The following is a 20,306-nucleotide window of genomic DNA, read 5'->3' as shown; positions in this document are numbered from 1 at the left end:
GCCCGGCGCCTCGAGGCCGGGCGCCGGCGGCCCGGGAACGGCCGGTGAGCACGGATCCGGCGGCGCTCTCCCCCGCCGGGGTGAAACGTCCGGGTGCCGCCCCCGGCAGCCGGACCGGCATCTTCCGCCGCCCACCGCGTTCGGAGATCATCCGCCACCCCTTCGAGTGGATCACCGCTGTCGATCTTCACCACAAGCGGCACCGAAGTCACGCGAAGTAGATCTCCCGCCCGGGTAAAGGTTTTCCCGGCCTCGCCGCCGTCATCGGTCCGGTGCGCCGGTGCCCTGTTACCGTTCCGCCGCTCTGGTCCGGACCACTCGCGTTCCCCCGGCCGGGGCCGTTTCCCGGGCGGCGTTCCGTTGCCGTCCGGCACTTCCGGAGAAAAGGCGAGACTTGACCCCCTTGGACCACCTCGGCGTCCCCGCGCCGGAAACCCCGGACTGGCACGTCACCGCGTTCCTCGGACCACGGCCCGGCGACGACGGCCGTCCGATGCTCGACGCCGTCCGGGACCTGCGCGCCCGCATCCTGTTCGACCACGGCCGCCGTCCGGCGTTCCTCCGCGCGGACGGCACCCACGCCGACGACCAGGACCTCGACTTCGGCGCCTGGCACTTCATCGCCCGGCGCAGTCCCGGCGGCCCGCCGCTGGGGTACATCCGGCTGTCCACACCGGACACGGGCGCGCCGTTCCAGTCCCGCGACTTCCTCGGCGACCGGTGCTACGAGGAACTCCTGGCGGCCGAGGGCTTCGGCGCCGCGGACGTGTTCGAGCACAGCAGGCCGGTCGTCGAGCACCGGGCCCGCAAGCTCGGGCTCGGGCTCCACCTCAACGCGCTGGCGATCGGCGCGGCCCACCACCTCGGCGCACGGGCGATGATCGGCACGTCCGGCACGAAGGACGGCCAGGACCGGTTCCACGAGCGGTTCGGCTTCCGGCCGGTCCGCGGCACCCGCCGGTACGTCCCGCAGTACACCGAAGACGTCGTGATCATGCTGCACCGCGTCGCCGACGGCGCCGGACGGCACCACGACCTGGTCACGCGGCTGCGCGACGAGTTCCCCGTCATCGCGGCAGCGGGCGCGGCCCCGCTGCTCCCCGTGCCGCCGGTGCGCCGCACCGCGCGGGTGACGCCGACCGGCACCGCCTCACCGGATCGCGAAACGTGGCGGCCGGTACTGCACACCGCGGCCGAGCTCGACGCGCTGCTCGCATCCGGGAACGTCCGCGAAGTGCACGACACGATCGACGACCAGCTCACCGAGCTGGTCCGCAGCCGTGAACCGCAGTGCCGCGACCGGGTCGAGATCGAGCGCAGGAAGCGGGAGCAGCTGGCCGGCGCGGCGCCGTGGGAGTACGGCACCTGGGCCTGGTACCCGTGGTCGGGACGGCTGGTGCACGTGCTGCCGCGCGAAGAGTTTTGGCTGGTCCGCACCGACCGCAACCGGGGCCGGATCGAGTGGCCCGACCGGCGGCGGCTGTTCGGCAAGCGGATCGGCGTCATCGGCCTGTCCGCCGGCAACAGCGCGGCGCTGACGTTCGCGCTCGAAGGCATCGGCGGCGCGTTCCGGCTGGCCGGCTCCGACGGTTTCGGGCTGTCCGACCTGAACCGGCTGCGGGGCGGCCTGCACGACCTCGGGGTCACCAAGGCGGTGCTGTCGGCCCGGCAGATGTCCGAGGTCGACCCCTACCTCGACATCGAGATCGAGCGGGCCGGCCTGACGCCGGAGACCATCGAGCGGTTCTTCGCGGGTGGTCTCGACCTGCTCGTCGAGGGGTGCGACACGCCGTGGGTGAAGATCGCGGCCCGCGAGTACGCGCGTGACCTCGGCATCCCGGTCGTGATGGACGGCAACGACCGCGGCGTGCTCGACGTCGAACGCTTCGACCGCGAACCCGACCGGCCGCTGCTGCACGGGCTGCTCGGCGACGTGAAGTCGGTCGACGTCCTCGACCTGACCGCGCGGGCCAGGACCGAGCTCGTCCTGGCCATGGTGGACGCGGGCCGGACCAGCCCGGAGCCGGCGGCGTCGTCCGGCGAGCCGGGGCGCACGCTGAGCAGCTGGCCCCGGCCGGCTTCCGGCGTGGCACTCGGCGGCGCGTTGTGCGGGGAAGCGGCCCGCCGCATCCTGCTCGGCCTGCCGTGCGAATCCGGCCGCTTCCACACCGACCTCGGACAGCAGCTGCACCCCTCGCGCAACGTCTACGCCGAAGGTCCGCCGTGAGCGCTTTCCGTTCCGGTGGCGAGCACGGGCACCGGGGTGCTCGTTGTGCTTCCGCCACGGCTGACCTGACGATGGTGGCTCCGGCCCCGCGCCGGAGCCACCACGGTCACTGCCCGGCCCGTGCCCGGGCGATCACCTCTTCCAGGCGAAGCGGGCTGGCCGGGTGGTGGGACAGGCACAGCGGCGTCGCCACGCGGCGGAAGCCGAAGGCCTCCCCCGCCACGTAGAACTGCGCCCGTTCGAGCCGGGAGATGTCCGCGACCGGGCTGCCTTTCGCGCGGGCCAGTTCGTTGGCCGCCGCGATCTGGGCCGGGCTGTTGAGGCGGCCGAAGAACTGCGTCATGGCGTTGCCGACCACCTGGTTGTGCAACCCCTTCGGTGCCTGCGTGGCGAACAGCAGCCCGAGACCGTACTTGCGGGCCTGGGAAGCGAGCACGATCGTGCTGCGCGTGCTCGCTGTGAGACTTCCGGAGGACGCCAGCGTCTGGGCTTCGTCCATCACGAACAACGCGCCCAGCGGCCGGTCGCCCGCGGGGTGGCGCTTGATCCATGCGAACAGTTCCATCTGCAGCTGGTTGACGAAGTTCTGCCGCTGTTCTTCGGCGGGCAACCCGACGAAGCTGATCACGGAGACGCGGGCCCGCTTGCCGGCTGCCGGGGTCAGCAGCGCACCCGGATCCACCGGTTCGCCACCGCTCGCGAAGAGCGGGTCGTTGACCATGGCCGCCTTGAGGATTTCGGCCAGGCCGGCCGCGATGCGCGGGGCGTCGTTGAGGTTGCTGACGTCCTCCGGCAGGTCCGACAGGAGCTCGACGAGGTCCGGAAGGCTGCGCGACCCGGTCCGCGCGTGGTGGATCACCGCCTGCCGGAGCACCGCGAGCCCGATGTTCGCCTTGGCGGTGCTGCCGGTCAACCGGGCCTGCGGCGCGAGCGTCGCCACGGCCACCTCGACGGCCGCGGTGAACTCGTCGGTGTCGTCGAGAACGCCGGCGAAGTCGGGCAAGGGCCGGAACGCCAGCGGCCGCCCGGTCGCCCGCCCCGGCGTCCAGACGACGACATCGGTCTCGGCGAGGTACCGCTCGGCCAGCTGGGCATCACCGTTCTTCCAGCCGCCGGGCGGCTCGGGCCAGGCGTCCCCGAGGCGCGCGAGGTCGTTGTTGGGGTCCAGGACGATCGCGGAGACGCCCTGCAGCGCACACTCCTCGATGACCCGCCGGAGCAGCACGGTCTTCCCGGAACCGGACCCGGCGAAGACGGCGGCGTGCTTGCGCAGCGCGGAGAGCCCGAGACGCACAGGCTCCCCCGAGCCGACGACGGTGCCGAGCGTGATCTCCCCGTCGGCGGGCGGCGGGTGGGTCCCCTCGGCCGGCTGCCCCGAGGGCTTCTCCGGCAGCACCGCGGACAACAACTCCGACCGGCTCGCGGGCCGCCGGTCGATGAGCCACTCGTGCAGTTCACGGCCCCCGTCACCGAGCATTTTCTGCAAGGCCCAGAAGGTTTTCACGTCGGCTTCGGAGAGCCGGATCGTCCGGCCGCCCGCGGCGGTGAACTTCGCCACCTCTTCCCGCGTTTTGGCCCCGCGCCCCCAGGCATCCCGGAGGATCACGAGGTGGCGGTTGTCGGCCCCGTGCAACTGGCCCGCGGCGGAGCGCGCCTTGCGGAACCGGCTGAGCGCGGCGCGCGGGTCGTGGGCTGCGATCGCCCGGAACGCCCAGTGTTCCTGCAGGTCCGCGGCCTCGTCGAGGGTCCGGGACAACCAGGCGTGCACCTCGCTGCGCCCGTTCTGGCGCTCGCACGACCATTCCAGTTCGTCGTCGCCGACTTCGGTGACCCAGCAGCGCAGCACCGCGGAGAGGAGGTCGGGCATCACCTTGTCCACGGTCTTCTCGGCGAGCAGTGTGCCCGGATCCGCTTCTCCCTGCAGTTTCTCGAATTCGGCGTCCAGTTCGGCGAACCGGCCACTTTCGACCGCGGTCCGCACGGGGGCGGCAGGCACCACGGCCTTTTCGTCGAAGGAGGCGAGCTCCCGGACCTGCCCGGCACGCAGGCACACGTCGATGTGCGCGCCGATGCGCTTGAGCAGTTCCCGCGGCGTCCACTGTTCCCACGGGCCCTCGAACGCCGAGGGGGCCACGGGCCAGGTCGGATGCGGCGGGGTGAAGCCCATGGACTCGTAGACGACTCCGAGCCGTTTCTCCACGAGCGCCCGGCCGATCCCGGGTTCGGTGATCCGACCGAGCGTCACGGATTCCCGGAAGCGGTCGGGAACGGTACCCGCCGCCTTCGTCTTGATCTGCTCCCAGGTGGACGGTAGGCAGGCGAGCACGGTCAGCGTTTTGTGAGTGACCTCTCGCAACCCCATGAGACCGTCGGCTATCTGCGCCACCAGGAGGTTTTCCCCGGTACTGTCACCGGTCTCTTCGGTCCGCTTCATCGATCGCGCGACGAGGGTGTCGAGCTGGTCCACGGCGATCACGACCGGCCCGGTGAGGGCGAGCAGCCGCGTGATCTCTTGCACGAGGACACGGGACGGCTTCGGCCGCGAGTAGATGTTCCACTGGCGGGCTTCGGACGTCAGCTCGGCATCGCCGTCGAGGTAGTCCTCGCCGATGTACTTGGTGCCCCGGTCCCGGCTCGCGATGAGCACGAGGGCCCGGGCCGTGTCCCCGCATTCGTCGGCGACCATCTCGTCGAGGCAGGCCACGCCGTCGACGAACGCCTCGACGTCGTTGGCAGTCAGCCCGCGGCCACGGCGGATCCTTGCCTCGACGTCGGCTTCGACGTGGGCGCGCAGGCACACACGCAGCAAGAACCGCTTCAGCTGGGATTCGCCCGAATCGTCCGGCCGGGCCAGCCCGCGCCGCAGCGCCTCGGCGGTGTTTTCCCAGAACGCCTCGGCCGCGGTGACGTCGTCGAGGAAGAAGTAGCCCCGTGCGCGGTGCACCCGGCGCCGGACCAGGCCCAGCAGATGGGTCTTGCCGACTCCCTTCAGCCCGCGCAGGACGAGCCCGATGGGGCTCGGCCCGTCGCTGGACACGGCGTCGCGGATACCCGTGTCGAGGGCGGAAAGCGCGTCGTCGTGCAGGCCGTCGACGTGATAGGGCGAGTCCCGCCAGACGTGGTCGGGTGTGTCCGCCCAGTCGAAGCTCAGGGTCGCCAGTGCTTTCAGTTCATCCATCATCACGCCTCGATCGACAGCAGGTGGTTGTCCTCGCCGCCGACGCGGATCGCCGCCTCCTGGTCGGCCGCGGTGAGCACCTTGCGGTTGTCTTCGGGAACGAGGTGTGCTTTGCCCGTGCGGCTCAGTTCCTTGAGCACGGCGTCGACCTCCGCGGCGGCCGCGCCACCGAGCTTCGGCCGCAAGTCCACCAGGGCGACCCAGCCGCGGGGTTCCCGCACGAGCTCGCGATAGGCGACGCGGATGCGCGTCTCGAGATCGTGTTCGGGTTCGGCTTCGGGTTCGACCGCAACACCGTTCGTCGAGCCGAAGACATCGGCCAGCCGCAGATCACGCCGGTGGAGGAAGTCGGCAACACCACCCAGGACGACATAGAGCGAGGAGCAGAGGACGCTCTGCGGGCGTGGCGGCGGGGGCGTTTTCGCCGCGATCTCCTCTTCGCACCAGGCCCAGCCCCGGTCGGTCAGCTGGTGGACGAACGAGCGGCCGGCCTTCTCGCTGGTGACGTACCGCTTGTCGTTCAGCTGCGTGCGTTCCTTGCCGGTGAGCGTGAAGCCCACCAGCTCCTTCAGTTCCGGGTTGGGCACCTCCCGGCCCAGCACCATCAGCATCAACATCGCCGCGGTCTGCTTGTGTCCCAAGCGGTCGGTCATCCGAGATCCTTCCGGTGGTTCGGTTTCGTGGTGGTCCGGGCGCGGGTGTCGAGGGTCCGCAGGAGCCAGTCGATCGACCGGCGGACGCTCGGCGGGGCCGCGTGGTGGTCGTCGCCGCTCGGGGAGCGCGGCTTCACCGCCACCGCGAGGTCCGTCGCGAGGTCGCGGGTCCGGCCGCCGTCGCCCGCGCCGACGGCCGCCTGCAAGGCCGTGACCAGCTCGTCGACGAGGTCCCACCGGGACGGGCGCAGCCGGGTTCCGCGGGCCTGCGCGAGGAGCGCGGGGAGGTCGAGATCGTCGTCGGCGTCGACCAGCGGGGTGAAGCCCTTCAACTGGCCGACGAGATCGCGGGCCACCTCGGCCGGCCCGCGCGAACGGCTCAGGCGCAGGTAGCGGAGGTTCCCGACGTAACCCGGAAGCGACGACGCGTCGGTGCCCGCCGTCAGGATCGGGATCACCCGGCGGTCCTGGCCCAGGGTGCGGTGCAGGAACAGCTCGACTTCGGCCGCCTGCCAGCGGCTGACTTTTCCGTCGACGACCAGGCACAGGTGCCGCGCGTCGTCCTCGGCCCGCGCCAGCAGGGAACGATCGCCCGAGAGCGACTTCACCGCGCGGACGTCCCGCTTCTCCAGCTCGGCGACCAGCTCGTTCGCCGTGCCGACGGACGAGCGCGGGACGCTGACCCGCAGGTCGTGGTGGAACTCCCGCCGGCTCGATCGGACGGAAGCCACGTAGGCATCGCGGTTTTCGGCCAGCAGATCGGTCCGGTCGAGCCGGCAGGCGATCACGGCGGCGACCGTCTCGAGGGCGAAGCCGATCTGGTCGGCGCTCGGCGTCTGTTCCGACAGCACCGGCAGCTGCTCGCCGAAACTCCAGTAGGACACGTACGGCAGGGTGAGGTGGCGGGCCATCGTGGCCGGCTCGACCGTCTGGTCGAGCCAAGTCCGGTACAGCTCGGCTGTCTCGTCGACCACGCGGCGGCGCCAGGTCTCCGACCGGTCGTACTCTTCCCGGTTGTCGAACCGCGACAGCACCGGCAGGACGGTCAGCCGTGAGCGGTCGAACGGCAGGAGGTTGCGCGCCGCGTCGGCGCGCCGGGCCGCCTCCACCGCGCCGAGGATGCTCTGCCGGTTCGCGGTGAACAGCAGGACCAGGTGGTCCGGCAGGTGCGCCGTGCAGATCCCGCCGATGTCGGAGATCCCGGTGCGGCTGTCGATGAGGACGAAGTCGTAGCGCGCGACCCACTGCTCACGGCACTTCTCGAGGTATTCACCGAACCCGTCGTCGTAAAGGCCGTCCCAGTCGATCTCCTGCACCTGCGCGACGTAGCCGGGCTCGTCGCGGCCGGCCGCGACGAAGTCGAGCACACCGGCGTCCGCCAGCCGCTGGACGTGGGCTTCCGGCGCGAACCGGCCGTGGCGGAAGTCGTCGACGATGTCGACCACACCGCCGCTCGGCGCCGCCGGCAGCCGCGGGCGGAAGTAGTCGCCGAGCCCGGGGGCCTCGAGGTCCCAGTCCAGGCAGAGCACGCGGTGGCCCCAGCGGGCGAGGAGCACGGCGACGTTGGCCAGCGTGAAGCTCCGGCCGACCCCGCCCTTGTAGGAGTAGAAGGTGAACACCGCACCCGGCATCGTTCAGAACCTCGGCATCCGCGCCGGCGCCGGCGGTTCCGCGGGCGGCGTGCGCACCGGCCAGTCGCCCCGCCACTCCGGCGCTCGTTCGATGAGCTCCTCCAGCTCCGCGGCGATCTGCTTGATCTGCTGGTTGAAGTCGAGGTAGGCCGGCGCGGTCTGGAAGTGCTCGAAGGGGTGGTTCCACTGCTGCAGGTCACGGGGGCGGCGCGCGTGTGCCCAGTCGGGGAAGTGCCGGGAGTCGCAGAAGATCACGGGGTAGATCAAGGGCCGCCGGTGCTCCCCCGCCGCGGCGGCGGTCAGTGCCTCCCGCTCCGCCATCGAGGCCCACTCGGCCAGGCACCATTCGTTCCGGAAGTACTTCGGGGAGCAGACCGGAACCAGCACCCGGGAGCGCTGCAACGCCGAGCTCAGTTCCGCCGGCCAGCTGGCTCCGACGCGGACCTGGTCGTCGAAGAAAATCCTGACGTCCTCGTACCGATTGTTGTCGAGCACTTCCAGGAGACGGGGGTGAAAATGGTGACGAATCCACGCCGATATGTCGCTCGCCGTGCGCAGGTAACTGATGAACACGTCGTACTCGTACACGCGTGCCGCCGCCCCTTCGCCGCTCCCGCCAGGCGGGTCCGATCCTAGATCCGTTGTGTGCCAGTCAAGAAGGCGGGAAACCTGACAGATCCAGGACAATAACTGGTCAGCGGCGAAAACGACCGGGAAACAAGCACTTGACACCTCGGCCGAGCCCGGATATATGACAGGCGAACGCGGAAACAGAAAACGAGTCGTTTCCGGAATACCGATCTCCCGGATCGGTTGATCACCGACCGATCCCGAGGAGAGGGCGATGTCCGAGCACGAGGCACCCCGGGTGTTCGTCAGCTATTCACACGACTCCGAGGAGCACAAGGCGCAGGTCCGGCGGTTCGCGACCGTCCTGCACAGCCGGATCGGCCTCGAGGTCGTCCTCGACCAGTGGCACGACAACGTCCGCATCGACTGGTCACTCTGGGCGACCCGGAACCTCAAGGCGGCCGACTTCGTCATCGTCGTCGCGTCTCCCCTGTACCGGGCGCGGGCCGACGGCGACGCGCCGCCGGACGAAGGGCGCGGCGCCCAGTTCGAGACCGCCATCATCCGCAACAAGCTGACCAAGGACCTCGAGGCCGGAACCCGCAGGGTTCTCCCGGTGGTCCTGCCCGGCCACTCGATCGACGACATCCCCGAATTCCTCAACCCCTACTCCACGACCCGGTACGAGATCGCCGAGTTCACCGACGCAGGAGTCGCCGACCTGCTCGCCGCGATCACCGGTCAGGGGCAGTACCCGATGCCCCGCCGCGGTGTCTGGCGCGGCGGGGCGCGGGAACCGCGGCGGGTGCTCGCCGGTGAACTGCCGTGGACGTGCACCAGCCCGGGAATCCGGCGAGGGGCGGCCTGGATCGACGGCCTGCACTACGAGAACAGCATCGTTCTCCGGCCAAGCGCGCCGACCACCACCGGCCCGGGATTCATCGAAATGGACCTGGGCGGGCACTACCAGCGGTTCACCACGGTCGCCGGCGTGCTCGACAACGCCCGGGATCCCTTCCAGGTCGGGCGCTTCCGCCTGGTGCTCGACGGAACGCCGCGTTCCGAACACGAGGTCGCGGCCGGGAAGCCGGCGAAGATCGAGCTCGACGTCACCGGCGCCCGCCTGCTGCGGCTCGAGATGTCGCGGCCGGCCGGCACGGCGTCCCCCTTCGGATCCGCGGCCGTCGTCGTCACCCGGCGGGGCCGGCCACCCGAGCTCGCGCTCGGCGATCCGGCCGTCACGTAGGCGGCCGACTCACGACTGGGGCGGCAACCCGGCCGTCGCCGTGCGAGATCCCGCCTCGGCCCGAGAATCGGCGAGATCCACCTCGCGCAGTGCCGCGCCCACGGCCGCCAGGGCCGCCGCGTTCATCGACAACGACGTCACGCCCAGCCCCACCAGTGCCGGCGCCAGCGCGGGGTCCGCCGCTGCCTCGCCGCACACGCCCACCGGCTTTCCCGCCGCCGCGCCGGCTTGGGCGACCATCGATACCAGCCGCAGCAGCGCCGGCTGGTCCGGGGCGTTCAACGCCGCCACCGCGCCCAGCTGGCGGTCCGCCGCGAACACGTACTGGGCCAAGTCGTTCGTTCCCAGTGACACGAAGTCCACCTCCGCGAGGATCGAATCGGCGCACAACGCCGCCGCCGGGATCTCGATCATCACGCCCACCCGCTCGATGCCCGCCGCGCGGGCGCGCGCGGCGAACCACGCCGCCTCCGCCGCCGTGGCCACCATCGGCGCCATCACCGACAACTCGGCGCCGGTGTCCGCGGCCGCCGCCGCGATCGCCGCCAGCTGGCGGTCCAGCAGCTCCGGGCGGTCGAACGCCACGCGGAGGCCGCGGACACCCAAGGCCGGGTTGGGTTCCTCGCCCATCGGCAGGAACGCCAGTGGCTTGTCGGAACCGGCGTCCAACGTCCGGACGACGACCGGCTTGCCCGCGAACGGCGCCAGCACCGCCGCGTACGCCGCCCGCTGCTCGGCCTCCGTCGGCTCCGAAGCGGCGGAGAGGTAACAGAATTCGGTGCGGAACAGCCCCACCCCTTCCGCGCCGGCCGCCGCCGCGGCCGCGGCGTCCGCGGCGGACCCCACGTTGCCCAGCAGCTTCACGCGGTGGCCGTCGGCGAGGCGGCCGACGCCGTCCCACGTCGGGCGGGACGTCCGGGCCGGCGCCCGCACCGTGCCGTCGGAGGGGGTCACCGTGCCTGCCGAACCGTCGACCGCGAGGCCCGGGCTGTCCAGTTCCAGCACCCCGGCGCACGCGACCACGGCGGGAATGCCCAGCGCCCGCGCCAGGATCGCGGTGTGGCTCGTCGGGCCGCCTTCCGCCGTCACCAGCGCCAGGACCAGCTCCGGGTCGAGCCCGGCGGTGTCGGCCGGAGCGAGGTCCCGCGCCACCAGCACGCTCGGCGACGTCAGGTCCGGCACGCCCGGTGGGGCCACGCCCAGCAACGCCGCGACGATCCGGTCGCGGACGTCGGCGACGTCCCGGGCGCGTTCGGCCATGTAGCCGCCCGCGGCCCGCAGTGCCGTCATGAACTCGCCCGCCGCTTCCCAGACGGCCCGCGGCGCCGGGAGCGATCGCGCGAGGACGAGCTTCTCCGCGGACGCGGTCAACGCCGGGTCGGACGCCATCGCGGCCGTCGTCTCCAGCACCGACCGGGCATCCCCGGACACGGAACGGGCACGATCGGACAACGCGGCCGCCACCGTCGTCGCCGCCTGCCCGATCTTGCCCGCTTCGGCCTCGAGATCGGCAGGAGCGGGCGAAGAAGCGGGTTCCGGCAGGTCAGCGGCCACGAGCACGCGGGGACCGTCGGCCCGCCCGGGGCTGACTCCGACTCCGGACAACTGCATTTCGGGACCTCCGGGAGCAAGTGACGCGTAACTGGGGATTGACAGTACGGTAACAACGGGCACAATCAAACGGCAACGGGCAAACATCGGAGAGGAACGGGCATGTACGCCGCCGAACGGCATCAGCTCCTGGCGCAACGCGCACGACGCGACGGACGCGTCGACGTCGGTGACGTCGCCGCCGAACTCGGTGTCGCTCCCGAGACCATCCGCCGCGACCTCGGCGTCCTGGAACGCCAAGGCGTGGTCCGCCGCGTCTACGGCGGCGCGGTCGCCGTCGAGCGGCTCGACTTCGAACCCGAGGTCGCGCAGCGGGACCAGACCAACGCCGCCGAAAAGGACGCGATCGCCCGGGCCGCGCTGGACCTGGTGCCCGACCGCGGCTCGATCCTGCTCGACGCGGGCACCACGACCAGCAGGCTCGCGACGCTGCTGCCCACCGACCGCGAGCTGACGGTGATCACCAACTCGATCCCGGTCGCCTCGATCCTCGCCACCCGGCCGGGCATCACGCTGCACATCCTGGGCGGCCGCGTCCGGGGGACGACGCTCGCCGCGGTCGAGGCCTGGACACTGCGCGCGCTCGAAGGCCTGCTCGTCGACGTCGCTTTCCTCGGCGCCAACGGCTTTTCGGCCGAGCACGGCTGCACCACGCCGGATATGGCCGAATCCGCCGTGAAGGCCGCCGTAGTCGCCGCCGCCCGCAAGCGGGTGCTGCTGGCCGACCACAGCAAGTACGGCACCGACCAGCTCAGCCGCTTCGCGCGGCTGGCCGAGATCGACGTCCTGGTCACCGACAGCGGCATCGACGCGGGCGCGGTGGCCGAACTCGAGGAAGCGGGCCCGGAGGTGGTGCTGGCGTGATCGTCACCGTGACCCCCAACCCGAGCCTCGACCGGACTGCGCGGCTGGCCGAGCTGCGCCGCGGCGAGGTGCTGCGTGCGTCGGCCGTGCGGCTCGACCCCGGTGGCAAGGGCGTGAACGTGGCCCGCGCGCTGGCCGCCGCCGGGACTCCGACCGTCGCGCTGCTGCCCGCCGGCGGCGCGGTCGGCGAGCGGCTGGCCGACCTGCTCGCGCCCGAAGGCGTCCCGGTCGTCGCCGTGCCGATCGCCGGCTCGACCCGCAGCAACATCACGCTCGTGGAAGCCGACGGGACCACGACGAAGATCAACGAGCCGGGCCCGGAGATCTCCCCCGCCGAACTCGCCACCCTCGAACGCCGCGCCGTCGAGCTCGCCGCGCGCGGCGAATGGCTGGTCTGCTGCGGCAGCCTCCCCGCCGGTGTGCCCGACGACTTCTACGCGCGGCTGACGAAGCTCGCCCGCGAAGCCGGGGCGAAGGTCGCCGTCGACTCCTCCGGCGCGCCGCTCGCCGCCGCCTGCGCGGCCGGGCCGGACCTGCTCAAGCCCAACCTCGACGAGCTGATCGAGCTCGCCGGCCGCCCGCTGCCGCTGCTCGGCGACGTCGTCGCGTTCTGCCGGGAGCTGATCTCCGGCGGCGTCGGCCGCGTGCTGGTCAGCCTGGGCGCGCGCGGCGCGGTGCTCGTCGAGGAGACCGGAACCTGCCACGCGCTCGGCCCGCTGGTGGCCGTGCGCAGCACTGTCGGCGCCGGAGACGCCGCACTCGCCGGGTTCCTCCACGCCGGAGGAACCGGCCCCCAAGCCCTGCGGACCGCGGTCGCCTACGGCACCGCCGCGGTCACGCAGGAGGGCAGCCGCATGCCCACCCCGCAGGACGTGCACCCCGACCAGGTGCGCCTGCTCGACGCCGACCCCACCTTCACCCTCAGCGGAGCCGCCGCATGACCACCCCAGACCTGATCACCGCCGACCTGGTCGACCTCGGCCTCGACGCCGCCGACAAGCAGGCCGCCATCCGCGGCCTCGCGCAGCGGCTCGTCGACGCCGGGCGGGTGACCGACCTCGACCTGTTCCTGAAGGACGTCGCCGCCCGCGAGGAGCAGATGGCCACCGGGCTCGAAGGCGGCATCGGCATCCCGCACTGCCGCTCGGCCGCGGTGACCGCGCCGACGCTGGCGTTCGGCCGCAGCGACGCCGGTATCGACTTCGGCGCGCCGGACGGCCCGGCGAAGCTGATCTTCCTCATCGCCGCGCCGGAAGGCGGGGGCAGCGACCACCTCAAGGTTCTCGCCGCGCTCGCCCGGCGGCTGGTCCGGGCGGAGTTCAAGCAGAACCTCTCCGACGCCACCGACGCCGTCGCCCTCGCCGAGTACATCCGCCAGGAGGTGGCCTGATCATGAAGTTCGTCGCCATCACCGCCTGCCCCACCGGGATCGCCCACACCTACATGGCGGCCGAGTCGCTGGAGCAGACCGCCAAGGCCAACGGCGACGAGATCGTCGTCGAGACCCAGGGTTCGGCCGGGTCCGAACCGCTGTCCGCCGAGGACATCGCGAGCGCGGACGCCGTCATCTTCGCCGCCGACCTCGCGGTGCAGGGCCGGGACCGCTTCGCCGGGAAGCCGATCGTCGAGGCACCGGTCAAGGCCGCGATCAACGACGCGGCCGGGCTGTTCGAGCGCGCCAAAGCCGCCGCCCGTGAGCCGGCACCCGCGACACCGGCCGCCCCGGAGCTCACTTCGAAGGTCGGCGCGAACGACAACGCCGGGACCAAGATCCGCCAGTGGCTGATGACCGGCGTCAGCTACCTCATCCCGTTCGTCGCCGCGGGCGGCCTGCTGATCGCGCTGAGTTTCGCCCTCGGCGGCTACAAGATCGTCGACGCGCCGAAGGTCACCGAGCACTTCGACGCGGGTTCGGTCGCCGGCTGGGCCGCGCTGATGTTCCAGATCGGCAGCGCGGCCTTCGACTTCCTGGTGCCGGTGCTGGCCGGCTTCATCGCCTTCGCGATGGCCGACCGCCCGGCGATCGCCCCCGGTTTCGTGGGCGGCGCGATCGCCGTCACCGTCGGCGCGGGCTTCCTCGGCGGCCTCGTCGCCGGTCTGCTGGCCGGTGGCGTCGTGCTGGCGCTGAAGAAGATCCAGGTGCCGAAGGCGATGCGCGGCATCATGCCGGTGGTCGTCTACCCGCTGCTCGGGTCCATTGTGGTCGGTGTGCTGATGTACGTCGTGGTCGGCAAGCCGATGGCCGCCGCGACGAGCGGGCTGACGAACTGGCTCAACAGCCTCAGCGGTGCCAGCGCGCTGCTGCTCGGCGCGCTGCTCGGCCTGATGATGGCCTTCGACATGGGTGGCCCGGTCAACAAGGCCGCCTACGCCTTCGCCGTCGGCGGCTTGACCACCGGCGCGACGGCGTCGCTGCAGATCATGGCCGCGGTGATGGCCGCCGGGATGGTGCCGCCGCTGGCCCTGGCGCTCGCGTCCACGGTCCGCAAGAAGCTGTTCACCGAGGCCGAACGCGAGAACGGCCGGGCGGCCTGGCTGCTGGGCGCGTCGTTCATCACCGAGGGCGCGATCCCGTTCGCCGCGGCGGACCCGTTCCGGGTGATCCCGTCGATCATGCTCGGCTCGGCGGTCACCGGCTCGCTGTCGATGGCCTTCGGCACGACGCTGCGCGCCCCGCACGGCGGGATCTTCGTGCTCCCGCTGATCGGTAACCCGCTGCTGTTCCTGGTGGCGCTGATCGCCGGGACGCTGGTCGCCGCCGGGTCGGTGATCGCGCTCAAGCAGGTGCGCTTCCGGGCGGCCGAGCGCTCGTCCGCCGTTTCCGGCCAGCCGGTCAACGCGTGAAGGAGTCCACTGTGTACCAACGCCGCACGCTCGTCGCCAGCAGCGTCGGGCTCCACGCCCGGCCCGCGGGCCTGGTCGCGAAGACGGCCGCCGGGCAGCCCGCGAAGGTCCGGATCGCCAAGATCACGGCCGGCGTCGCCGGTGACCCCGTCGACGCGGCCAGCGTCCTCGGGTTGATGACCCTGGGCGCGGCTTTCGGCGACGAGGTGGAACTCACCGCCGAAGGCGACGCGGCCCAGGAGTCCGTCGACGCACTCGCCGAGCTGATCGCCCGGGATCTCGACGCCTGAAACCGGGCCCGGGCCCTCCGGAAAGGGCCCGGGCCCGGCCGCGTTGACAACACGCGTACGGATGGTCACCCTGTGAGCTTGAGCTGCGGGGAGGAGCTCAGCGACGGTGACGGAGAACGAACGGCTCCGGGCGGCGCGGGAACGCACCGGATCGAGGCAGCACCCCGGTGAGTGCCTGTCGCGGCGGGAGCTGGCGGAGCTGGTCAACGCCTGCCTCTGGGAGCACCACCGGCAGCGGACGGCGTTGGACGACAACTACGTCGCGAAGCTCGAGCGCGGCACCATCCGGTGGCCGAACGCCCGGTACCGGGCCGCGTTCCGCGCTGTGCTGGACGCCGGAACCGACGCGGACCTGGGGTTCGCCAATTCGCGCCGTCCGGCCGCTCCCGTCACCGAGCGCCGGGCGGTGTCGCCGGTGCCGCACCAGCTTCCGGCGCCACCACTGCGGTTCACCGCCCGCGTGGACGAGCTGAAGGAGCTTTCGGCCGCGTGTGACGGCGGCCGGGTCGGCGACGGTGCCGTCCTGGCCATCTCGGCGGTCGCCGGGGCCGGCGGTGTCGGGAAGACGGCCTTGGCGCTGCACTGGGCCCACCGTGAGCTGGACCGGTTCCCGGACGGCCAGCTCTACGTCGATCTCCGCGGGTTCGACCCCGCCGGTCCGCCGATGCCGCCCGAAACCGCGATCCGCGGCTTCCTCGACGCGTTCGGCGTCGCCCCCTCGGCGATCCCGGCCGGCCTGACCGCGCAGGCCGCGTTGTACCGGACGCTGGTCAGCGGAAAGCGCATGCTGATCGTCCTCGACAACGCCCGGGACAGCGCCGCGGCCGAACCGCTGCTTCCGGGCAGCGGCGGCTGCACGGTGATCGTCACCAGCCGCCACCACCTCACCGGGCTCGTCGCCCGCGGTGCGCACGCGATGCGGCTGCCGATGTTCACCCCGGGCGAAGCGGGCGAGCTGCTCGTCAAGCACCTCGGCGCCGCCAAGGTCGACGCCGAGGCCGACGCGAGCGCCGCACTGGTCCGCTTCTGCGCCGGGCTGCCGCTGGCCATCAGCATCGTCGCGGCCCGGGCCGGCTCGAACCCGGCCTTTCCCCTGGCGCTGCTGGCCGCCGAACTCGCCGACGAAACCGGCCGGCTGGACGGGCTCGACGCCGGCGAAGCGTCGGTGCGGCTGTCCTCGGTGTTCTCCGCCTCCTACCGGGCGCTGGACGACGAAGCCGCGGACCTGTTGCGGCACCTCGGCCTGGCGCCGGGCGCCGACGTCCCGGTCGCCGCCATCGCCGGCCTCACCGGCCGGCCCGGCCACCGGATCCGCCGGCCGCTGCGCACCCTCGAGCACGCCCACCTGCTCCAGCAGCACCGCCCCGGCCGGTACCGGATGCACGACCTCGTCCGCCTCTACGCCCGCGACCGCGCGCAGACCGACCTCTCCGAGGCCGCACGGGACCAGGCGATCCGCCGGTTCGTCGGCTTCTACCTGCACACCGCGTTCGCCGCCGAGCGGCTGCTCGACGACCACCGCCCGTCGATCGACCTCCCGCCCCCGCCGCCCGGATGCCATCCGGCGCCCCTCGACGACCACGCCGCGGCCGTGCAGTGGTTCGCCGAGGAACACGCGAACCTGCTCGCCGCCCAGCAGTGCGCGATCCGGCGCGGCTGGGTCGAGGAGGTCTGGCGGATCGCGTGGACGGTGAACACCCACCACATGCGCCACGACCGCCGGGACGACAACCTCCGCGTCTGGCAGCCCGCGATCGACGCCGTCACCGACATCCGCGGGCGCTCCGACCAGGCGGACGTCCATCGGCTCTACGGCTGGGCACGGGTCATGGTCGGCGATCACGGAGCCGGGATGACCCAGCTCGGCCGGGCGCTGGAGCTGTTCCGGCAGGCCGGCGACGTCGCGGGCCAGGCCCGCGCCCACGAGGCACTCGCCGCGGCCTGGGAGCAGCAGGGGGATCCCCGGCGTGCGTTGGCGCCGGCACGGCAGGCGTTGACCTTGTACGAAGGTCTCGGCCAGGCCGCCCGGATCGCGAACGCCCTCAACACGGTGGGGTGGCAGTACGCGCGCCTGGGCGAACTCGACCAGGCCACCAGGTACTGCACCGCGGCACTGCGCCTGTTCCGCCGGCTCCGGTACCTCGACGCCGAGGCCTATGCCCTGCACAGCATCGGCTACATCGACCACCAGGCCGCACGGCACCCGAGCGCGGTCCGCCACTACCGGCGCGCGGTGAACCTCCTGCGCGGGGCGTTCGACCCCAAACAGGAGGCGGTCGTGCTCGCCGACCTCGCCGAGGTGTACGCGTCGGCCCACCGCTACCGCCGGGCCCGGCACCTGTGGCTGGAGGCCCTCGCCCTCTTCCGCCGGCAGCACCGGGCCTCCGACATCGAGCGGATCGAACGCCGTCTCGCCGCGCTCGCCTGACCGGGATCCCGCGATTCCTCCCTCCCGGGAGCCGCCACCGCCTGTCAGATTGGTCTTGCGCAGCGCGACGCCGACGCTGCGGAGCTGGGGGTGGTGGTGGCGGCACCCGGTGGCGGGTGCCGCCACCCAGCCGGTGCGTTACGCCGGGCCGAGCAGCGCGATCGAGGCCCGGACCGCGACCTCGGTGACATCACCGGCGCGGCCGCCGTCCTCCACCGTCGTGGCGATCAACTCCCGCAGGCCGCCCAGGAGCATGATCGACAGCTGCCGCGAAGGCGGGGTGATGCCCGCCGCGCGCATTTCCGGGGTGTCCGTCAGGCGCAGCGTCATCGCGATGAAGCCCTCCATCGCGTCGCGCTGCAGGCCGCGGGCCGGGGCACCCAACGCCGGTACGTCGCGGATCCAGCTCAAGGTGATCGCCGGCTCGGACTCCGCGCACGCGATCCACGTCTCGATCGCCTGGCGGACCTGGTCCCGCCACGGTGCGCGTGGGTCCACCGCCTCGGAAATCTGCTGGATCATCGACCGGTTCGCCTCCGCCAGGAGCGCGATCAAGCACTCTTCGCGGCTGGAGAAGTGCTCGTAGAACGTCCGGCGCGACGTGCGGGCGCGGCGGACGACGTCGGCCACCGTCGTGTCGCGGAAGCCGGCCTCGGTGATCGACTCGGCCAGCCCGTCCAGGAGGCGCTGGCGGAACCGGCGGGTGTCGACGTCCACGGAAGTCACGCTATACCTCCCAGACCTTCGCTCTTGAAACCGGATGGTACACCGGCGTACCGTACCGACGGTACGCTCGCGTACCACCTTCCAGGAGGGTCGATGACGACCATGACAAGCCCCGCGACGCTGCCACCGGGGCCCACCGCGCCCCGTGCCGTCCAGGGCGCCTACGCGCTGACGCAGCCCCTGCGCGGCATGCGGCGGCTCAAAGAACGCTACGGGGACGCCTTCACGGTGAACGTGCCGATCTTCGGCAACGCCGTGGTGATCAGCGGCGCCGCCGAGATCAAGCAGCTGTTCACCTCCGGGCCCGAGCTCGCCGACAACCTCGAGGTCAACCTCGGGCGCGTGCTCGGTTCCCGGTCGATGTTCGCGCTGTCCGGCGACGAGCACAAACGGCAGCGCAAGCTCCTGGTCCCGCCGTTCCACGGACGGCGGCTGGCGGCGTACGAGCGGATCGTCGAGGAAGAAACCGCGCGCGAACTGGCGAGCTGGCCCGAAGACAAAGCGTTCGCCACGCTGCCGTCGATGATGCGGATCACCCTCAACGCCATCCTCCGTGCCGTCTTCGGCGCCGAAGGGGCCGAGTTCGCCGAGCTGCGCGAGCTGCTGCCGCCGTTCGTCACCCTCGGCTCCCGGCTGGCCGTGCTGCCGATCCCGAAACGCGGCCGCTTCAACCCGTGGCGCCGCTTCGAACGGATGCGCCGCGAGTACGACGCCATCGTCGACCGGCTGATCGCGAAGGCCCGCGCCGACGGCAACGACCGCGACGACGTCCTCTCGATGATGCTGCAGACCCGCTACGACGACGGGTCGGGACTGAGCCGCGAAGAGATCTCCGACCAGCTCCTCACCCTGCTCACCGCCGGGCACGAGACCACGGCGACCACCCTGGCCTGGGCCGTCGAACGGCTCCGCCGCCACCCCGCGCTGCTGGCGGAACTGCACGAAGACGACGGAAAGCTCCTCGACGCCACGATCCTCGAGGTCCAGCGCACCCGCCCGGTCATCGACCTCACCGCCCGCCAGGTCAAGCAGGACGGCTTCCAGCTCGGCCGGTGGACGCTGCCGAAGGGCTACGCGGTGCTCGTCAGCATCGCGCTGATCCACGACGACGACGCCGTCTTCCCCCACGCGGCCACCTTCGACCCGCACCGCTTCGCCGGCGCGCGCCCGGATCTCTACCAGTGGATCCCGTTCGGCGGCGGCACCCGCCGCTGCCTCGGCGCCGCCTTCGCGACCATGGAAATGACCGTCGTGCTGCGGACCCTGCTGCGGGACTTCACACTCGTTCCGACCGACGAGCCGGACGAACGCTGGCACTCGCGGGGCGTGGCCTACGCCCCGGCCAAGGGCGGCCGCGCGATCGTGCGCCGCCGGACCACCGGAGGAGATTCGTGACCGACCAGATCGCCGACGCCGGCCGGGGCATTTCCCTGGCCTACCAGCGGATCGGGGACGCCGGCGCCGAGCCGCTGGTGCTCGTCGCCGGCCTGGGCCAGCAGCTGCACAGCTGGCCGGACGCCTTCTGCGCGAAGCTCGCCGAACGCGGGTACGAGGTCATCCGGTTCGACAATCGCGACGCCGGCCGCTCCACGCACCCGCGCTTCCGGCCGCCGAGCCTGCTCGGCATGCTCGCCGGCCGGTTCCCCGCGCAGCAGTACGACCTCACGGACATGGCCGCCGACACCATCGGCCTGTTCGACGCCCTCGACCTCGAGACCGCCCACATCGCGGGGGTCTCCATGGGCGGCATGATCGCCCAGACCACGGCCGCGCGGTACCCGGAGCGGATCCGCACCCTGACGTCGATCATGTCGACGACCGGGTCGCGCGTGCTCGGCCGGCCCGCGCTTTCGACGTTGCGGATGATGGGCGCGAAGCCGCCGAAGTCCCGCGAGGAGGCGGTCGAAAGCGCCGTCCGGATGTTCCGCCACATCGGCTCGGACGGCTTCCCGTTCGACGAGGCCCGGGTCCGCGAGCTGGCCGGGACGGGCTGGGACCGCGACCCGACGGCCGGCGGCGTCGGCCGTCAGCTCGCTGC

Annotated in this window: 16 protein-coding genes; 10 read left to right on the top strand and 6 right to left on the bottom strand. The window is 72.2% G+C overall.

Annotated elements, in window-relative coordinates:
• Nucleotides 1-394: 394 nt before the first annotated feature.
• Entirely contained in the window at nt 395-2,227 is a 1,833-nt protein-coding gene (locus tag ACFVYA_RS43895) for a ThiF family adenylyltransferase (protein WP_387053754.1), read from the top strand.
• 106 nt (nt 2,228-2,333) lie between these two features.
• Here the strand turns inward: ACFVYA_RS43895 and ACFVYA_RS43890 are convergent, their stop codons facing one another.
• From ACFVYA_RS43890 to ACFVYA_RS43875, 4 genes are read right to left on the bottom strand one after another with little or no spacing between them, the layout of a single operon-like run.
• Complete coding sequence (locus ACFVYA_RS43890; RefSeq protein WP_387053752.1) at nt 2,334-5,408, bottom strand: ATP-binding protein; 3,075 nt, start codon at nt 5,406-5,408, stop codon at nt 2,334-2,336.
• A complete protein-coding gene (locus tag ACFVYA_RS43885) occupies nt 5,408-6,058 on the bottom strand; it encodes a hypothetical protein (protein ID WP_387053750.1) in 651 nt (216 codons plus the stop codon). The genes ACFVYA_RS43890 and ACFVYA_RS43885 overlap by 1 nt, the downstream gene beginning before the upstream one ends.
• A complete protein-coding gene (locus tag ACFVYA_RS43880) occupies nt 6,055-7,689 on the bottom strand; it encodes a KGGVGR-motif variant AAA ATPase (protein WP_387053748.1) in 1,635 nt (544 codons plus the stop codon). The genes ACFVYA_RS43885 and ACFVYA_RS43880 overlap by 4 nt, the downstream gene beginning before the upstream one ends.
• 3 nt (nt 7,690-7,692) lie before the next feature.
• Nucleotides 7,693-8,277: a TIR domain-containing protein gene (locus ACFVYA_RS43875; RefSeq protein WP_285991558.1), complete on the bottom strand. Its 585-nt coding sequence runs from the start codon at nt 8,275-8,277 to the stop codon at nt 7,693-7,695.
• Nucleotides 8,278-8,533: 256 nt separating this feature from the next.
• Here ACFVYA_RS43875 and ACFVYA_RS43870 point away from each other — a divergent pair, with 256 nt between their 5' ends.
• Nucleotides 8,534-9,505: an SEFIR domain-containing protein gene (locus tag ACFVYA_RS43870; RefSeq protein ID WP_387053746.1), complete on the top strand. Its 972-nt coding sequence runs from the start codon at nt 8,534-8,536 to the stop codon at nt 9,503-9,505.
• Nucleotides 9,506-9,514: 9 nt separating this feature from the next.
• Here ACFVYA_RS43870 and ACFVYA_RS43865 read toward each other — a convergent pair whose 3' ends face one another.
• Entirely contained in the window at nt 9,515-11,116 is a 1,602-nt protein-coding gene (locus tag ACFVYA_RS43865) for a putative PEP-binding protein (protein WP_387053744.1), read from the bottom strand.
• 102 nt (nt 11,117-11,218) lie between these two features.
• Here ACFVYA_RS43865 and ACFVYA_RS43860 point away from each other — a divergent pair, with 102 nt between their 5' ends.
• The 6 genes from ACFVYA_RS43860 to ACFVYA_RS43835 all read left to right on the top strand — a co-directional run bounded on the left by ACFVYA_RS43860 (nt 11,219) and on the right by ACFVYA_RS43835 (nt 17,542).
• Nucleotides 11,219-11,980, top strand: coding sequence for a DeoR/GlpR family DNA-binding transcription regulator (locus ACFVYA_RS43860; protein ID WP_387053742.1), 762 nt, complete (start codon nt 11,219-11,221; stop codon nt 11,978-11,980).
• On the top strand, nt 11,977-12,921 hold the full coding sequence (gene pfkB, locus ACFVYA_RS43855) for a 1-phosphofructokinase (protein ID WP_285991554.1): 945 nt from the start codon (nt 11,977-11,979) through the stop codon (nt 12,919-12,921). The genes ACFVYA_RS43860 and pfkB overlap by 4 nt, the downstream gene beginning before the upstream one ends.
• Nucleotides 12,918-13,370 carry a PTS sugar transporter subunit IIA gene (locus ACFVYA_RS43850; protein ID WP_285991553.1) on the top strand — a complete coding sequence of 151 codons (453 nt, stop codon included), beginning with the start codon at nt 12,918-12,920 and terminating at the stop codon, nt 13,368-13,370. Before pfkB ends, ACFVYA_RS43850 begins: the two co-directional genes overlap by 4 nt.
• Nucleotides 13,371-13,372: 2 nt before the next feature.
• Entirely contained in the window at nt 13,373-14,824 is a 1,452-nt protein-coding gene (locus ACFVYA_RS43845) for a PTS fructose transporter subunit IIC (RefSeq protein ID WP_285991552.1), read from the top strand.
• Nucleotides 14,825-14,835: 11 nt separating this feature from the next.
• A complete protein-coding gene (locus ACFVYA_RS43840) occupies nt 14,836-15,114 on the top strand; it encodes an HPr family phosphocarrier protein (RefSeq protein WP_285991551.1) in 279 nt (92 codons plus the stop codon).
• 106 nt (nt 15,115-15,220) lie between these two features.
• On the top strand, nt 15,221-17,542 hold the full coding sequence (locus ACFVYA_RS43835; RefSeq protein WP_387053738.1) for an ATP-binding protein: 2,322 nt from the start codon (nt 15,221-15,223) through the stop codon (nt 17,540-17,542).
• Between the two features lie 138 nt (nt 17,543-17,680).
• On the opposite strand, the gene ACFVYA_RS43830 is transcribed toward ACFVYA_RS43835, so the two are convergent.
• Complete coding sequence (locus tag ACFVYA_RS43830) at nt 17,681-18,268, bottom strand: TetR/AcrR family transcriptional regulator (protein WP_387053736.1); 588 nt, start codon at nt 18,266-18,268, stop codon at nt 17,681-17,683.
• A gap of 93 nt (nt 18,269-18,361) precedes the next feature.
• On the opposite strand from ACFVYA_RS43830, the gene ACFVYA_RS43825 reads away from it, so the two are divergent.
• Together ACFVYA_RS43825 and ACFVYA_RS43820 are read left to right on the top strand one after the other, a co-directional pair.
• The gene (locus tag ACFVYA_RS43825) at nt 18,362-19,663 is read left to right on the top strand and encodes a cytochrome P450 (RefSeq protein WP_285991548.1); all 1,302 of its coding nucleotides are present in this window, start codon (nt 18,362-18,364) and stop codon (nt 19,661-19,663) included.
• Nucleotides 19,660-20,306 (top strand): alpha/beta fold hydrolase (locus ACFVYA_RS43820; protein WP_387053734.1); only part of this gene is annotated, 647 nt, incomplete at its 3' end. The genes ACFVYA_RS43825 and ACFVYA_RS43820, both read left to right, overlap by 4 nt.

Origin of the sequence: Amycolatopsis sp. NPDC058278, assembly GCF_042881395.1 — a bacterium.
Lineage (GTDB): Bacteria > Actinomycetota > Actinomycetes > Mycobacteriales > Pseudonocardiaceae > Amycolatopsis.
This window is presented reverse-complemented; position numbering and strand designations above follow the sequence as displayed.

Coding starts and splice junctions, on each gene's coding strand:
- ACFVYA_RS43880 (WP_387053748.1), bottom strand. CDS start 7,689: ATGCCGGGTGCGGTGTTCACCTTCTACTCCTACAAGGGCGGGGTCGGC.
- ACFVYA_RS43860 (WP_387053742.1), top strand. CDS start 11,219: ATGTACGCCGCCGAACGGCATCAGCTCCTGGCGCAACGCGCACGACGC.
- ACFVYA_RS43890 (WP_387053752.1), bottom strand. CDS start 5,408: ATGATGGATGAACTGAAAGCACTGGCGACCCTGAGCTTCGACTGGGCG.
- ACFVYA_RS43845 (WP_285991552.1), top strand. CDS start 13,373: ATGAAGTTCGTCGCCATCACCGCCTGCCCCACCGGGATCGCCCACACC.
- ACFVYA_RS43850 (WP_285991553.1), top strand. CDS start 12,918: ATGACCACCCCAGACCTGATCACCGCCGACCTGGTCGACCTCGGCCTC.
- ACFVYA_RS43825 (WP_285991548.1), top strand. CDS start 18,362: ATGACGACCATGACAAGCCCCGCGACGCTGCCACCGGGGCCCACCGCG.
- ACFVYA_RS43885 (WP_387053750.1), bottom strand. CDS start 6,058: ATGACCGACCGCTTGGGACACAAGCAGACCGCGGCGATGTTGATGCTG.
- ACFVYA_RS43865 (WP_387053744.1), bottom strand. CDS start 11,116: ATGCAGTTGTCCGGAGTCGGAGTCAGCCCCGGGCGGGCCGACGGTCCC.
- ACFVYA_RS43870 (WP_387053746.1), top strand. CDS start 8,534: ATGTCCGAGCACGAGGCACCCCGGGTGTTCGTCAGCTATTCACACGAC.